Origin of the sequence: Nonomuraea montanisoli, assembly GCF_013363975.1 — a bacterium.
Classification (GTDB): Bacteria; Actinomycetota; Actinomycetes; order Streptosporangiales; family Streptosporangiaceae; genus Nonomuraea; species Nonomuraea montanisoli.
Genome location: NZ_JABWGN010000002.1, coordinates 131,591 through 144,927 on the forward strand (window position 1 = coordinate 131,591; position 13,337 = coordinate 144,927).

General features: G+C 71.6%; 14 protein-coding genes. 7 read left to right on the forward strand and 7 right to left on the reverse strand.

The window, feature by feature from the left end:
* The first annotated feature begins 501 nt into the window (after positions 1 to 501).
* Complete coding sequence (locus HTZ77_RS04145) at positions 502 to 1,260, forward strand: hemerythrin domain-containing protein (protein ID WP_205302072.1); 759 nt, start codon at positions 502 to 504, stop codon at positions 1,258 to 1,260.
* A gap of 85 nt (positions 1,261 to 1,345) precedes the next feature.
* Here the strand turns inward: HTZ77_RS04145 and HTZ77_RS04150 are convergent, their stop codons facing one another.
* From HTZ77_RS04150 to HTZ77_RS04160, 3 genes are all read right to left on the reverse strand, one after another.
* Entirely contained in the window at positions 1,346 to 1,705 is a 360-nt protein-coding gene (locus HTZ77_RS04150) for a VOC family protein (RefSeq protein WP_175588088.1), read from the reverse strand.
* A 111-nt stretch (positions 1,706 to 1,816) separates the two neighbouring features.
* Positions 1,817 to 2,260, reverse strand: coding sequence for a GNAT family N-acetyltransferase (locus HTZ77_RS04155; protein ID WP_175588089.1), 444 nt, complete (start codon positions 2,258 to 2,260; stop codon positions 1,817 to 1,819).
* 101 nt (positions 2,261 to 2,361) lie between these two features.
* Positions 2,362 to 2,706, reverse strand: a complete 345-nt coding sequence (locus HTZ77_RS04160; protein WP_175588090.1) for a hypothetical protein — start codon at positions 2,704 to 2,706, stop codon at positions 2,362 to 2,364.
* A gap of 142 nt (positions 2,707 to 2,848) precedes the next feature.
* Here HTZ77_RS04160 and HTZ77_RS04165 point away from each other — a divergent pair, with 142 nt between their 5' ends.
* Positions 2,849 to 3,433 carry a DUF1707 and DUF4870 domain-containing protein gene (locus tag HTZ77_RS04165; RefSeq protein ID WP_175588091.1) on the forward strand — a complete coding sequence of 195 codons (585 nt, stop codon included), beginning with the start codon at positions 2,849 to 2,851 and terminating at the stop codon, positions 3,431 to 3,433.
* A 201-nt stretch (positions 3,434 to 3,634) separates the two neighbouring features.
* Here HTZ77_RS04165 and HTZ77_RS47275 read toward each other — a convergent pair whose 3' ends face one another.
* On the reverse strand, positions 3,635 to 4,402 hold the full coding sequence (locus HTZ77_RS47275; protein WP_268959906.1) for a septal ring lytic transglycosylase RlpA family protein: 768 nt from the start codon (positions 4,400 to 4,402) through the stop codon (positions 3,635 to 3,637).
* 577 nt (positions 4,403 to 4,979) lie between these two features.
* Here HTZ77_RS47275 and HTZ77_RS04180 point away from each other — a divergent pair.
* The 3 genes from HTZ77_RS04180 (at position 4,980) to HTZ77_RS04190 (ending at position 8,312) form a co-directional block, all read left to right on the forward strand.
* On the forward strand, positions 4,980 to 6,374 hold the full coding sequence (locus tag HTZ77_RS04180) for an MFS transporter (protein ID WP_175588092.1): 1,395 nt from the start codon (positions 4,980 to 4,982) through the stop codon (positions 6,372 to 6,374).
* Positions 6,375 to 6,606: 232 nt separating this feature from the next.
* A complete protein-coding gene (locus HTZ77_RS04185) occupies positions 6,607 to 7,131 on the forward strand; it encodes a SigE family RNA polymerase sigma factor (RefSeq protein WP_175588093.1) in 525 nt (174 codons plus the stop codon).
* The gene (locus HTZ77_RS04190) at positions 7,131 to 8,312 is read left to right on the forward strand and encodes a TolB family protein (protein WP_175588094.1); all 1,182 of its coding nucleotides are present in this window, start codon (positions 7,131 to 7,133) and stop codon (positions 8,310 to 8,312) included. The genes HTZ77_RS04185 and HTZ77_RS04190 overlap by 1 nt, the downstream gene beginning before the upstream one ends.
* 89 nt (positions 8,313 to 8,401) lie before the next feature.
* On the opposite strand, the gene HTZ77_RS04195 is transcribed toward HTZ77_RS04190, so the two are convergent.
* Positions 8,402 to 9,925 (reverse strand): ATP-dependent DNA ligase, encoded by a 1,524-nt coding sequence (locus HTZ77_RS04195; protein ID WP_175588095.1) that lies wholly within the window; start codon positions 9,923 to 9,925, stop codon positions 8,402 to 8,404.
* 153 nt (positions 9,926 to 10,078) lie between these two features.
* On the reverse strand, positions 10,079 to 10,453 hold the full coding sequence (locus tag HTZ77_RS04200; protein WP_175588096.1) for an FKBP-type peptidyl-prolyl cis-trans isomerase: 375 nt from the start codon (positions 10,451 to 10,453) through the stop codon (positions 10,079 to 10,081).
* Between the two features lie 93 nt (positions 10,454 to 10,546).
* On the opposite strand from HTZ77_RS04200, the gene HTZ77_RS04205 reads away from it, so the two are divergent.
* A complete protein-coding gene (locus HTZ77_RS04205) occupies positions 10,547 to 11,338 on the forward strand; it encodes an SDR family NAD(P)-dependent oxidoreductase (RefSeq protein ID WP_175588097.1) in 792 nt (263 codons plus the stop codon).
* Positions 11,339 to 11,347: 9 nt separating this feature from the next.
* On the opposite strand, the gene HTZ77_RS04210 is transcribed toward HTZ77_RS04205, so the two are convergent.
* Positions 11,348 to 12,787 carry a GuaB1 family IMP dehydrogenase-related protein gene (locus HTZ77_RS04210; protein WP_175588098.1) on the reverse strand — a complete coding sequence of 480 codons (1,440 nt, stop codon included), beginning with the start codon at positions 12,785 to 12,787 and terminating at the stop codon, positions 11,348 to 11,350.
* A gap of 97 nt (positions 12,788 to 12,884) precedes the next feature.
* On the opposite strand from HTZ77_RS04210, the gene HTZ77_RS04215 reads away from it, so the two are divergent.
* Positions 12,885 to 13,337 carry a GyrI-like domain-containing protein gene (locus tag HTZ77_RS04215; protein WP_175588099.1) on the forward strand — a complete coding sequence of 151 codons (453 nt, stop codon included), beginning with the start codon at positions 12,885 to 12,887 and terminating at the stop codon, positions 13,335 to 13,337.

A 13,337-nucleotide genomic window follows, 5' to 3' on the forward strand; every position in this document is an offset into this window, starting at 1 on the left:
CCCTGGGGTGGCGTTGCTCACCTGGTGGTGGGCCGTGTTCACCCTGGGGTGGCGTAGCTCGCCTTGGGGTGGGTCGTGCTCGCCCCGTACGGTGATCGTCCTGGCGTGCGAGTCAGCCATGCGCAGTTCCGGCGGTTGTTCAACCACGGGCCTGTCTAGGGCGAGCTTGTCTTCGACCAAGAAGATCATCACAGCCCATGGCGGTGAACGACTTTGGTCAGCGGTGACGTTGCTCGGGACCTGGATGGGCGTGTTCGGCCCTGCGATGGCCGCGCTTACCTGCGACGGCAGCACCTGCGGCAGCAGTGCTCAACGCGGTCCGCGTAGGAGCCGCGCGGGCGTGATCGGGATCAGATGAGACCGGTGAACTGAGACGTCACGAGATCAACCCCCTGATACGGTGCCTCCATGCCGTCGGAGTTCTCCTCGCCGACGTCACGCGACACGCAGATCATTAGAGCCCGCCACCGCAGGGCTGTCAAACGTCGCCTATGTGCCCCCATGGCCGGTTTGACGGATGGTCGCAGGAGTGATGGGATCCGTCGTCAGCGTCGCGGTGTACCCGGCAAGCAGGCCGCCGAGGACATGGAGGCGCCGAAACATGGGACTCCCATGGAAAAACCCACCCCCGATGAACGCCTCATCGCGCCACATGAGCGCCGCGCCGTGCCACGTGAGCGCCTCATCGCGCCACATGAACGCCTCACAGGGGCAGACGGGCGTCTCACAGCGCCAGACGAACGCCTCAAAGCGTTCGGCAACCAGTTGATCAGTGTGCATGCCTGGCTTCGTGAAGAGCTGGCCAGACTGCGCGGCGACGTCGACGCCCACCTCGCCGGCCGTTCCGTACCACCCCGCGGGCTGCCCGCCCATTGCCTGGCGTTCTGCTCGGCTCTGGAGCGTCACCACACCGGAGAGGACGCCGTCGCCTTTCCGGCGCTCGCCGAGCAGTTTCCTCAGTTGCTGCCGGTGCTCCATGAGCTGACCCGCGACCACGAGATCATCAGTGACATCCTGCGCAGGCTGCAGAACCTGCTGGACGATCTGGGCGACAACGACACTGCCCAGCCTCGAGAGGTGCAAGCCGAGCTGGACGGCCTGGCGGCGCTCATGGAATCGCACTTCACCTACGAAGAGCGGAAGATCGCCGCAGCCCTCAGCACGCTGGACATCCCGGGCTGGAACGACGCACCGCCCGCTTTCCTGCGCACCGCCTCCGAGGATCAGGGCAACGTCAACGACAACGCTTCTCATCATTGAGCAGGCTGGACCGACCCTGCCCCATGGCTGGAGCCTGCCTCATGCGGGTGGGACGCCGACGTCCCAGCGAGCGAGGCGACGTGAATCAGGTGGCGGGAGCCGCATCGCAGACGAAGCAGAACTCGTTGCCCTCCGGGTCGGCCATGACCTGGAAGGAGCCTTGATCGTCTGTGACCGTCTCGCCGATCCGCGTGGCGCCCAGCCGTAGCGCGTGGGCCGTGGCCGGCTCGATCGTGTCGACCTCGATGTCCAGGTGCAGCCGGTTCTTCACGGCCTTGTCCTCGGCGACCGGCTGGAACGCCAGCCGTACACCCCCAGGCGGTTCGACATGGGACCAGCCGCGGGCGCGGTCCACCGGGTCGCCGCCAAGCAGAGCTGCCCAGAACCGCACCAACCTCCGCGGGTCCCGGCAATCCACCACGATCTGGTTCAGGCGCGCGCACATGACGGTCAGAGTAGCGATGGCCGAGCACTCCACCTGGCCGACCACGGCGCCTTCGACGAGTGCCGTCGGGTGGCGCCCTCGGTCGGGTGGTGCCCTCGGTCGGCGGCGTCCTCAGTTGGGCGGCGCCAGGGTCTTCTCGTAGCAGCGGGTCAGCGGTGCGTTCACATACTTCCCGTACGGCTCCGTCAACCCGTAGCCACTGCTCTCGTACAGCGAGATCGCCTCGGGCTGCAACACCCCCGTGGCGAGTCGCAGGCGCCGGTAGCCCAGCCCCAGGGCCAGCTCCTCCAGTGCCGCGAGCAGCGCCCGCGCGACCCCGCGCCCCCGATGCTCCGGCGCCACGTACATCCGCTTCAGCTCGCCCGTGTCCGCGACGAGAGGCTGCACACAGCCGCACCCCACCGCCCGCTCCTCGACCGTGGCGACGAGAAACCTGGCGTCCGGCCCGACCTGCGAGCGGCCTTCGAGCCCATAGCGGTCCACCAGCTCCTGGAACGCCGCCGCGAGCAGTCTCGCCAGCTCGCCGTCAGCGGGAAGCCGTTCCTGGATCAACATGCCGACATGGTACGGAACGGTCAAACATGCCACTATCCCCCAGAAAGTGCGGCGAGCTCACAACGCCAAAAGGGGCCGGCTAATCGAGAAAGAATTTCAGGTCAGACGCCGTCCTGCTCACGACGACGGCGTTCGTTGTAGGCCCGCATGCGCGGCGGATAGCCCGTGAGCTGGACGTCGTACACCGGAAGCGCGAGATCCCGGGCCACCTTGTGGATGACCGCCGGAGAGCCGACCCGGCGCCGGGTCCACTCGCCGTCGTCGGCCACCGCGACGGCCGTGGTGTCCGTGGCGAACGTCTCCGGCTCGACGTAGAACTCGACGCCGCGCCGTGACCGGGCGAAGGCGATGAGCGCCTCGATGTCGGTGTCCGTCGCCTCGCGGTCGAACTTCGCGACCCTGGAACCGCGCAGCCGCCGGATGCCATAGCGGTCTCGCCATCTCATGGATCCTTTTTATACCGTCAAAGCGACCGGCGCGTCGGGGCTGATCTAGGGGACACATCCGGGATTTTCCTGATGGCCACCAAATCCGGAACGAAGCAGTATTGACGGTGACAGCTCGATCCAAAGGAGAGGCATGGTCGCCATGGCTGGGGTACCCACACCCCCGGGCCCGGGACAGGTGCCGCCGGCACACCTGCGCGTCACCCACCAGGACCGTGAGCACGTCGTCGAACACGTGAAGACGGCCTACGCGGAGGGTCGTTTCGACAAGTTAGAGTTCGACGAGCGCCTGGAGCGCGCGATGACCGCGCGCACGCACGGCGACCTGATGCCCATCATGACGGAGCTGTACGGCGCTCAGGCCGTGCCCATGGTGCGGCCGACGCCCGCGCCGGCGCGCCCGCAGGTGCCGACGGACGGCGCCGAACGCGTCGGCGCCTCGGCCGCCCACCTGCTCGCGGTGTTCGGCTTCCCCGTCGTCGGGCCGCTCCTGCTCATGCTCACCGCCGGCAAGACGTCGCCGTACATCCGCAGCCACGCGGTGGAGGCGCTGAACTTCCAGCTCACCCTTCTCGGGGCGACGATCCTGCTGCCGCTGACGTTCGTCGGCATCGTGCTCGTCCCGGTGATCTGGGTGGCGGCGTTCGTCCTCTCGGTCGTGGGCGGCATCTCGGCCCTGTCGCACGGCGCGTTCCGGTACCCGCTGACGCTGCGGATGGTGAAGTAGCCCGCTGGGGGGTGAGGTGGCGGTCGTTCGCGGGCGCCACGTGATCATGCGATGCGGCGCCCGCACGGAACCAGGCGCCCGTACGGAGCCAGACGCCTCTACGGAGCCAGGCGCCCGTACGGAGCCAGACGCCTCTACGGAGCCAGGCGCCCGTACGGAACAGGAGCCAGGCGCCCGTACGGAAACCACGGGCCGGAGGCGTCAGCGGGCCAGGACCTCGTACTTGACCCGCATCACGCCCGCCCCGATGTTGCCGATCGCGGCGAAGGCGGCGCGGGACAGGTCGAGGCAGCGACCGCCCACGTACGGGCCGCGGTCGTTGATGCGCACCGTGACCGAGTCGCCGTTGCGCGGGTTGGTGACGCGGACCCGGCTGCCCAGGGGCAGCGTCTTGTGGGCGGCGGTCATCGCCGACGGGTTGAACCGCTCGCCACTGGCCGTCATCTGGCCCTCGGCGTAGTAGGAGGCACCGCACGAGCCCGAGGCCACGACCTTCTTCCTGGACGTGTGCTTGGCGGCCGTCACGGTCTTGGCCTTGGCGGTCCTGGTCCTCGTCTTGGCCGCGGTCACGGGGGCCGCGGCGGTCTTCGGCTTCGCCTGGGTGCCGGGCTCGGCGGGCGCCGGAGGCTTGGCCGCGGACGTACGCGCGGTTTCCGGGGTGGACGGAGCCGTGGCGGCGGGTGTGGACGACGGCGTCGTGGCCGGCACGGGGGCGGCGTCGGTGCGCGGGGCCGAGGTCTGCGTGCTCGGCGTCGTGGCGGCCGGGGTGGTCGTCGCCGTGGCGGGGGAGACGTCCGAGGCGAGCGCCGGGGTGGCGGACGGGTCGTCGTCGGAGACGGCCCAGGCGGTGGTGGACGCGGCGGCCAGGAGGGCGGCACCGGCGGCCACGGTGGTCCAGCGGCGCCTGCCGGGAGCCGTCAGCCGGCTCAGGGCGTGCTGGGAGGGGGGCTTGTGGGAGTGCTGACCCAAGGGGAACCACGGTCCTAGATAGGGGACAGGACAGGGAAGGGCCAGACGGGGGTGGGGGGTCAGGGGGCGCACACGTCGGCCGATCCCGCGGGCGGGGCGGTGAGCTCCGCGGCGTGGACGAAGATATGCGACCAAAGCCAGGTAAAGGCAAGTTAATGTGACGGTGAGTGATATATCCCACTCTGTGGTCAATCTTGTTGTGAAGCGCTGATCGCGGCCATATGCGCAGTTAGAGCGCCTTTTGATCTTTTATTGCCCTATGTGATTTCTTGATCCGTTACTCCTGGCCAGCGGATCCCGTTGTGCGATCTTGTGCGGGCCCGTGGTGTGCGCGCGCCCGGCGCCTGAATCTCGTACGGAAATAACCGATATGGCGGATATGGCCGGGCATTTTCTTGTGGGTGCGCGTCAACTCGGAGACCCCCACGAGGGCCGTCGCAGCGGTTCCATGACCCCGCACGTCATTCCCGCCCTTACCTCCCGCGTCATTGCCGCGCTACGGCCGCACGCGTCATCGTCGATCACGCAAGCGGCCGGCGCAGGCAGCCGGCACAAGGCAGAAGCAGGAGGAACGAACATGTCCGCCGTCAAGGCACCCCCGCTCGCCCCCGCACGGGCGGCGGTTCCCGGCTGGGGCACCCTGCTGGTCCTCCTGGCCGGAGTCTTCATCACCACCCTCGACTTCTTCATCGTCAACGTCGCGATCCCCGCGATCCAGCGCGACCTGCACGCCACGCCGTCCCAGATCCAGTTCGTCGTCGCCGGGTTCGGCGTCGCGCTGGCCGCCGGGCTGATCACCGCCGGGCGGCTGGGCGACCTGTACGGGCGGCGCCGGATGTTCGCCGTCGGCCTGGCCTTCTTCACGCTGGCCTCGGCGGCGTGCGGGGCGGCGCCCACGGCCGACATGCTGATCGGCGCGCGGATCGCCCAAGGCGTGGGCGCCGCGCTGCTGATGCCGCAGGTCCTGGCCATCGTCAACACCGCCTACACCGGCGAGCGCCGGGCCAGGGCGTTCAACGCCTACGGTGTCGCCATGGGCTTCGGCGGCGTGTTCGGCCAGCTCATCGGCGGCGTGCTGATCAACGCGGACATCGCCGGGCTGGGCTGGCGCACCATCTTCCTGATCAACGTGCCGGTGGGCGCGGTCGCGCTGGCGCTGATCCCCCGGCTCGTCCCCGAGTCCCGCGTCGCGGGCGGCGCGCGGCTGGACCTGGCCGGCACGGTGCTGGTGTCGCTCGGCCTGGTCGCGATCGTGTACCCGCTCGTGCAGGGGCGCGAGCAGGGCTGGCCGGCGTGGACCTGGCTGTGCCTCGGCGCGGCGGTCGTCCTGCTGGCGGTGTTCGCGCTGCGCCAGCGCCGGATCGCGGCGCCCCTGGTGAACCCGGTGCTGTTCCGGCGCGGCTCGTTCACCGTGGGCGTGACCGTGAGCCTGCTGCACGCCATGACGATGGGCTCGTTCTTCCTGATCCTCGCCCTCTACCTGCAGAACGGGCGCGGGCTGGGCGCCCTGGACTCGGGGCTGATCTTCCTTCCGCTCGGCCTCGGTTACTTCCTGTCCTCCACTCGGGCGGCCCGCATCGCGGCCCTGCTCGGCCGGCAGGTCGTCGCGGTCGGCGCGCTGACCATGGCCCTCGGGTACGCGATCCTCGCCGGGACCGTCACCGGCCTCGGCGACCACGGCGCGGTCGGCTGGGTCATCCCCGGCCTGGTGATCGCCGGCGCCGGGATGGGGCTGGTCATGGCCCCGCTGCCGGCCGTGGCGCTGAACGGCGTGGCCGGCGCCGACGCCGCCGCGGCGTCCGGTGTCCTGAGCACCGCGCAGCAGGCGGGCGGCGCGATCGGCGTGGCGCTGGTCGGCCTCGTCTTCTACGGTTCGCTCGGCACGGTGCCGCACGCCTTCGCGGCGGGGCTCATCCTGCTGATCGCCCTGGACGCCGTGGTCGCCGCCCTGGTGCAGGCGCTGCCCCGCTGACCGGGCCCGCGCCGCCGCCCTGCGGCGGCCACGGTCACCCCGCACACCCCGACAGATCCGGCCCGCCCGGCAAGCCCGGCGCATCCCGGCAGATGACAGCTCCGCGCCCCCGGCGGTCCGCCCGGGGGCGCGGAGCTTTCCGGCGATTCCCCGATACGGTGCAACCCTCCGTCCCACCCGGCGCATCAGGTGGGCGTGAAAGCAATCCCCCCGGGACCGCCCTGGGAGTCCGATGAGCCCCGATGACGAGTACACCGCCTACGTGAGCGGGCGCCTGCCCTGGTTACGCCGGGTGGCGTACCTGCTGTGCCAGGACTGGCACCGGGCCGACGACCTGGTGCAGAGCGCCATCACGCGGCTGTACGTCAAGTGGCGGCGGGCGCGCGCCGCCGACGACCTCGACGCGTACGTCCGCGTGATCCTCGTGCGCGTCTTCCTCGCCGAGCAGCGGGGCGGCTGGTTCTCCCGCGTACGCGTCACCCACGCGCCGCCCGCCGCCCCCGCCGCCCACGAGAACCATGACCTCGCCCTGGACCTGCGCCGCGCGCTGACGGCCGTGCCGCCGCGTCAGCGGGCCACGCTCGTGCTGCGCTTCCACTGCGACCTGAGCGTCGAGCAGACCGCCCAGGTGCTGGGGTGCAGCACCGGAACCGTCAAGAGCCAGACCGCCCGCGGCCTGGCCGCCCTGCGCGCGGAGCTCGGGCCGTCCTACTCCCACGTGCCGTACCCGCACCTGACGCACACGGAAGAGCGCTGATGGACACCAAGGACCTGTTCGACACGCTGGCGGCCGAGGAGCAGCCGCCGACCGCCGTGGACGTGCGCCGTGCCGTCGCCGCGGGGCGCGCCACGCGCAGGCGCCGCCGGACCGCCCTCGCCGCGGGCGGGCTGGCGGTGTGCCTCGCCGGCACGTTCACCTGGCACGGCCTGGAGGGCCAGGTCCGGGGCGACCGGACGGCCACGGTCGTCCACGACGCCCCGGACAAGGACACGCTGCCCGCCTCCGGCGTGAGCCCCCTGAGCCACGCCTACTACGACTGGTGCGGGGAGAAGTGGAGTCCCGGCAAGGGGTCCGCCTTCGCCGGCCGGGACTGTGTGCAGTGGAGAGTGGTGACCCGCGACGGCCGGACGTACCGGATGCCGGAGGCGGCGGGCGTCTACCTCGACCAGACCGCGGCGAACTACATGAACACCGCCGCCCCCCTGGAGATCACCCCCGACGGCCGCCGCGTCGCCTATTACAGCGCGAAGGACGAGAAGTTCGCGGTCCGGGACCTGGCGAGCGGGCAGATCTGGCTCAGCCCGCAGACCGTGTCACACGAGGAGATGGTGAAGAACGCGCCGATCGTCGTCCTCTCGCCCGACGGCCGCTTCCTCGTTCTCAACGGCCGGCTGCGAGCGGTCGTCGACATGGAGACCGGTCGCGTCACGGACGTGCCCCAGGGCTGGCAGCCGATGAGCGTGGCCGAAGGAGGCAGCCGCGTGATCGTCACGAATGACCGGTCGCGGTACGGCCTGCTCGAGGACGGCGAGGTGCGGCCCTTCTCCGGCGCGCTGGAGGAATCGCTGAGCCGTCTGGCGCCTGACGGGCGCACCGTGGCCTACCTGGACGGCGGTGCGTCGTCCACCGACGAGTACCGGCCCGACGACACGGTCGTGACCCTGGACGCCACGACCGGGAAGGCACTGCGCAGGGTGAAGTTCCGCGACGCGCCCAAGGGGTTCAGGCCGTGGCGGATCGGGTCCTGGCGAGGGCCCACCGAAGTGGTCGTCACCGCCGTGGTCACCGACAGACCCCGGTGGGAGAGGAAGCCCACGGAGCCGGCCAGGACAGGGGAGACCGCGTACGCGATCGACGTCACCACCGGCAAGGTCCGCAAGCTCGGCACCTACACCTTCCGTGGCTGGTCCGGCAGCGTGGTCATCCCCGGCACGTGACGGCGGCCGGGCGTCCCCGCGCCCCGTCGGTCAGCACCTGGCTGTCGCACAAGGCACCCCCTGGCCGGCATTGAAGGCGCCCCGGCAGTTCACAGCATGAGGGAGCGGACCGTCTCCACCGTGTCTGCGTCCTGCGCCCGCTTGTCGGGGCGGTAGCGCAGGACGCGGGCGAAGCGCAGCGCCATGCCGCCCGGGTAGCGGGGCGAGCGCTGCACCCCGTCGAAGGCGATCTCCACCACCAGCTCGGGTCGCAGCGTCACCGTCCACGCGTCGGTCGGCCCCTCGGCCAGCTCCAAAAACCGCTCCGTCTGCCAGGCCAGCAGCTCGTCGGTCAGGCCCTTGAACGTCTTGCCGAGCATCACGTACCCGCCCTCCGGGTCACGGGCGCCCAGGTGCAGGTTGGACAGCTTGCCCTGGCGCCGCCCGTGGCCCCACTCGGCGGCCAGGACGACGAGGTCGAGCGTGTGGCGCGGCTTGACCTTCACCCACCCCGCGCCCCGGCGGCCCGCCGCGTACGGGGAGGACAGCGACTTGACGACCAGGCCCTCGTGGCCGGCCCTGACCACGTCGGCGAAGAACCGCTCGGCCTCGGCCACGTCGGCCGTCACCAGCCGGGGCGTCAGCAGCTCGGGCGGCACCGTGCGGCTCAGCGCCTCCTGCCGGCGCTCGTACGGCAGGTCGAGGAGGTCCTCGCCGGCGACCCGCAGCGCGTCGAAGAAGAACACGCTGAGCGGCGTCTGCTCGCGCAGCCGCGCCACGTCGAGCTTGCTCGTGGCGCGGCTCGCCGTCACCTGGAACGGGTGCGGCCGCCCGTCGGGACGCAGCGCGATCACCTCGCCGTCGAGCACCACGTCGTCCACCGGGAGGGCCAGCACGGCCTCGGCCAGCTCGGGAACCTGCGCGGTGATGTCGTCGAGCGTGCGGGTGAAGATCCTGACCTCGCCGTCCGAGCGGTGGGCCTGCACGCGCACGCCGTCGAGCTTCCACTCCAGCGCGGCGGGCGCGCCGGCCTTGGCCAGGGCGGCGGCGACGTTGGGCGCGCTGCCGGCCAGCATGGGCGACACCGCCCGCCCCACCTCCAGCCGGAACTCCCGCAGCGCCTCCACCCCGCCCGCGAGCGCCGCGGCGCCCACGGCGGGCAGCGAGCCGCGCAGCGTCAGCGCCCGCCGCACGTCGGGCGTCGGCGCGCCGGACGCCTTGGCGACCGCCTCGATCATCACGCCGTCGAGCGCGCCCTGCCGCAGCTCGCCGCTGAGCAGCCGCAGCATGAACGCCTGCTCCTGGCTCGTCAGCCCCGCGAACAGCTCGTCGACCAGCCCCTTGCGTGCCGCCTGCGAGCCCTGACCGGACACGGCCTTGATCGCGCCCAGCCGCTCGTCGACGCCGGACAGCGTGGCCGTGGCGGCGAGCTTGGGCTGCGGCAGGTCGCGGAGCGTGCGCCAGCCGACTCCGATCTGGCGTTGGGGCAGCTCACCGGACAGGTAGGAGATCGCGATCCCCGCCTCTGCCGGGCCCACCCTGCCGAGCAGCTCGGCCAGATGGCCGATCTTGCCCAGGCGGGCCGATGTCCGCGTCACCGCCTCCGAGACCCGCACCACGTCGATCAGTAGCACACCGCCTATGGTGCCTCACGACACCGACATTTCCCCACCTCGGGGTGCCACCGATTCGTCCCGCGTTCGCCCCGCCGCCGGAAGACGGCGACGGCCGGGCCCCCGAGGGAGGCCCGGCCGTGCCGGAGATCGTGCGGCGGGATGCCGTGACGGCTAGCGCACGCCCAGGAGGTCCACCACGAAGATGAGCGTCTCTCCCGGCTTGATGCGGTTGCCGGCGCCGGCGTTGCCGTAGCCGAGGTGCGGCGGGATGACCAGCTTGCGCCGGCCGCCGACCTTCATGCCCGCGACGCCGCGGTCCCAGCCGGCGATGACCCGGCCGCCGCCCAGGGGGAACTCGAACGCCTGGCCGCGGTTCCACGACGCGTCGAACTCCTCACCGGTCGAGAAGGCGACGCCCACGTAGTGGACGCTGACGTTCTGACCGGGCTTGGCCTCGGGGCCGTCCCCCTCGACGATGTCGACGATCTCGAGGTCAGCGGGCGGCTGGCCCTCCGGGAAGTCGATTTCCGGCTTGTCGAGTGCCACGAAGTGCTCCTGATAGACGATTGCTGATGCTGGTGTCGACCATGTGAACGGGCAACCCGACGACTCTATGCGCTCGGGATATCGTCAGCGTCCATGGCCGCCCTTTCACCTGATGGCATCCTGCTCACCGGGCGCGTCGCCGTGGTCACCGGCGGGGCGCGCGGGCTGGGCCGCGCGATCGCCGCGGCGTTCGGCGCCGAGGTGGCGGTGTGCGACCGCGTCACGCCGCCGGCCGGCGACCTCACGATGACGCTGGACGTACGGGACCCGGTGTCCGCGGAGGTGTTCGCCGGTGCCGTGCGGGAGCGGTGGGGGCGGGTGGACGTCCTGGTCAACAACGCGGGCGGCACCTTCCACGCGTCGTTCCAGGGCACCTCCGAACGCGGCGAGCGCACGCTCGTCGAGGAGAACTTCACCCAGGTCACCGCCATGATCCGGCGCTTCCTGCCGATGATGGGCGAGGGCGCGTCGATCATCAACGTGACGTCCAGCGAGGCGCACCAGGCGGCGCCGGGGTTCGCGATCTACGCGGCGATGAAGGCGGCGGTGGAGAGCCTGACCCGCTCGCTGGCGCTGGAGCTCGCGCCCCGCGGCGTCCGCGTCAACGCCATCGCCCCCGACGCCCTGCCCACCGAGGGCGAGCTGGCCATGCGCGAGACCGTGCGCGCCGCCGGTGCCGGTCGCGATGTGACCAGCCGGTCCAGGGGCGAGGAGAGGCCGCCGTACGAGCCCGTGCGGCTGCCCCCGCTCGGACGGCTCGGCGAGCCCTCCGACGCGGCGGCGGCAGCGGTGTTCCTGGCCGGCGACCTGGCCCGCTTCGTCACGGGCACGACGCTCCACGTGGACGGCGGCATCCACGCCGCCGGCGGCTGGCGCCGGGTCTGAGCCCGGGGCTCACCAGCTCTGGTGCAGGGGCATGCCCTCCGCGTAGCCGGAGCTGCCCTGGATGCCCACCACGGCCCGCTCGTGGAACTCCTCCAGCGTCATGGCCCCCGCGTACGTGCACGCCGAGCGCAGCCCCGCCACGATCGCGTCGATCTGGTCCTCCACGCTGGGCCGCCGCGGGTCCAGGTACATGCGCGAGGTGGAGATGCCCTCCTCGAACAGCGCCTTCCTGGCCCGCTCGAACGGGCTGTCCTCGGCGGTGCGCAGCCGGACGGCGCGCGCGGAGGCCATGCCGAAGTTCTCCTTGTACTTGCGGCCGTCGGCGTCGGTGCGCGTGTCCCCGGGCGACTCGTACGTGCCCGCGAACCACGACCCGATCATCACGTTGGCCGCTCCGGCCGCCAGGGCGAGGGCCACGTCGCGCGGGTGACGCACGCCGCCGTCGGCCCACACGTGCCGGCCCAGCCGGCGGGCCTCGGCGGAGCATTCGAGCACCGCCGAGAACTGCGGCCGGCCCACCCCGGTCATCATCCGGGTCGTGCACATGGCGCCCGGGCCGACGCCGACCTTGAGGATGTCGGCCCCGGCCTCGACCAGGTCGCGCACGCCCTCGGCCGTCACGACGTTGCCGGCCGCCACGGGGACTCCCGGGTCGAGGGCCCGCACCGCGCGCAGCGCCGAGATCATCTTGTCCTGGTGGCCGTGGGCGGTGTCCACGACCAGGCAGTCGATGCCGGCGTCCAGGAGCTCCTTGGCCCGGGCGGCGACGTCGCCGTTCACGCCCACGGCGGCGGCCACGCGCAGCCGGCCGGAGTCGTCCAGGGCGGGCTTGTAGAGGGTGGCGCGCAGGGCGCCGGTGCGGGTCAGGATGCCGAGGAGCCGGCCGTCGCCGTCCACGATGGGCGCCAGCCGGTGGCGGCCCTCGTGCAGCCGCTCGAACGCGGCGCGCGGTTCCAGCCCGGCGGGCAGCGTCAGCAGCTCGCTCGACATGACCTGCGCGAGCTGGGTGTACATGTCGACGTCCGAGCAGTCGGCCTCGGTGACCACGCCGACGGGGCGGTTGTCCCAGTCGACGACGATGACCGCGCCGTGGGCCCGCTTGGGCAGCAGTTGCAGCGCCTCGCCCACGGTGTCGTGCGGGGTGAGCGTCAGCGGCGTGTCGTGGACGAGGTCGCGCTTCTTCACCCAGTCGACGACGTCGGCGACGACGTCGATGGGGATGTCCTGCGGGATCACGGTGACGCCGCCGCGCCGCGCGATGGTCTCGGCCATGCGGCGGCCCGCGACGGCCGTCATGTTGGCGACGACGATCGGGATGGTCGTGCCCGTGCCGTCGGAGGTCGACAGATCGACCTCGAGCCGGGATCCGACCGAGGAGCGCGACGGGACCATGAACACGTCGCTGTAGGTGAGGTCGTGGTGGGGCTCGATGCCGTTGAGAAATCTCACGTTCGTCCATCTTATGTGGTGACAGGTCTATTCAGGGGTTTTCCCCTTTCTGGGGGGCTTATGATCGGCCGGACACCTGAGGGGGAGGAGAGTCCCAGTGGAGATCACGGACCGCGACGAGCTGATCGTCGTCGGCTACGCCATCCGCACCACGAACGCCGACGAGATGGACCCGTCGAGGGCGAAGCTGCCGGCGCTGTGGAGGCGGGCCGGCGCGCCGGGGGCGTTCGCGCACGTGCCGGGACGGATCGACGAGAACCTGTACGCCGTGCTCACCGACTACGAGAGCGACCACAACGGCGCCTACACGCAGATCGTGGGCACCGGGGTGCGCACGGTGGTGCGGCTGCCCGAGGGCATGGTGGCGGTGCGCGTGCCGGCGGCCAAGACGCTGCTGTTCGAGGCGCGCGGGCAGATGCCGCAGGCCATCGTGGAGGCGTGGCAGCGGGTGTGGGCGCACACCGAGTCGGGCGCGGCCCCGGCCCGGGCGTTCACGACGGACCTGGAGGTCCACCACCCCGGCGGGGCCGACCTCCACATCGCCGTCTGA

Bases quoted from the DNA above. Each gene is read 5' to 3' on its own strand.
- HTZ77_RS04150 (WP_175588088.1), bottom strand. From the start codon at position 1,705: ATGTGCGCGCGCCTGAACCAGATCGTGGTGGATTGCCGGGACCCGCGG.
- HTZ77_RS04155 (WP_175588089.1), bottom strand. From the start codon at position 2,260: ATGTTGATCCAGGAACGGCTTCCCGCTGACGGCGAGCTGGCGAGACTG.
- HTZ77_RS04160 (WP_175588090.1), bottom strand. From the start codon at position 2,706: ATGAGATGGCGAGACCGCTATGGCATCCGGCGGCTGCGCGGTTCCAGG.
- HTZ77_RS04165 (WP_175588091.1), top strand. From the start codon at position 2,849: ATGGCTGGGGTACCCACACCCCCGGGCCCGGGACAGGTGCCGCCGGCA.
- HTZ77_RS04185 (WP_175588093.1), top strand. From the start codon at position 6,607: ATGAGCCCCGATGACGAGTACACCGCCTACGTGAGCGGGCGCCTGCCC.
- HTZ77_RS04145 (WP_205302072.1), top strand. From the start codon at position 502: ATGGCCGGTTTGACGGATGGTCGCAGGAGTGATGGGATCCGTCGTCAG.
- HTZ77_RS04190 (WP_175588094.1), top strand. From the start codon at position 7,131: ATGGACACCAAGGACCTGTTCGACACGCTGGCGGCCGAGGAGCAGCCG.
- HTZ77_RS04180 (WP_175588092.1), top strand. From the start codon at position 4,980: ATGTCCGCCGTCAAGGCACCCCCGCTCGCCCCCGCACGGGCGGCGGTT.
- HTZ77_RS04205 (WP_175588097.1), top strand. From the start codon at position 10,547: ATGGCCGCCCTTTCACCTGATGGCATCCTGCTCACCGGGCGCGTCGCC.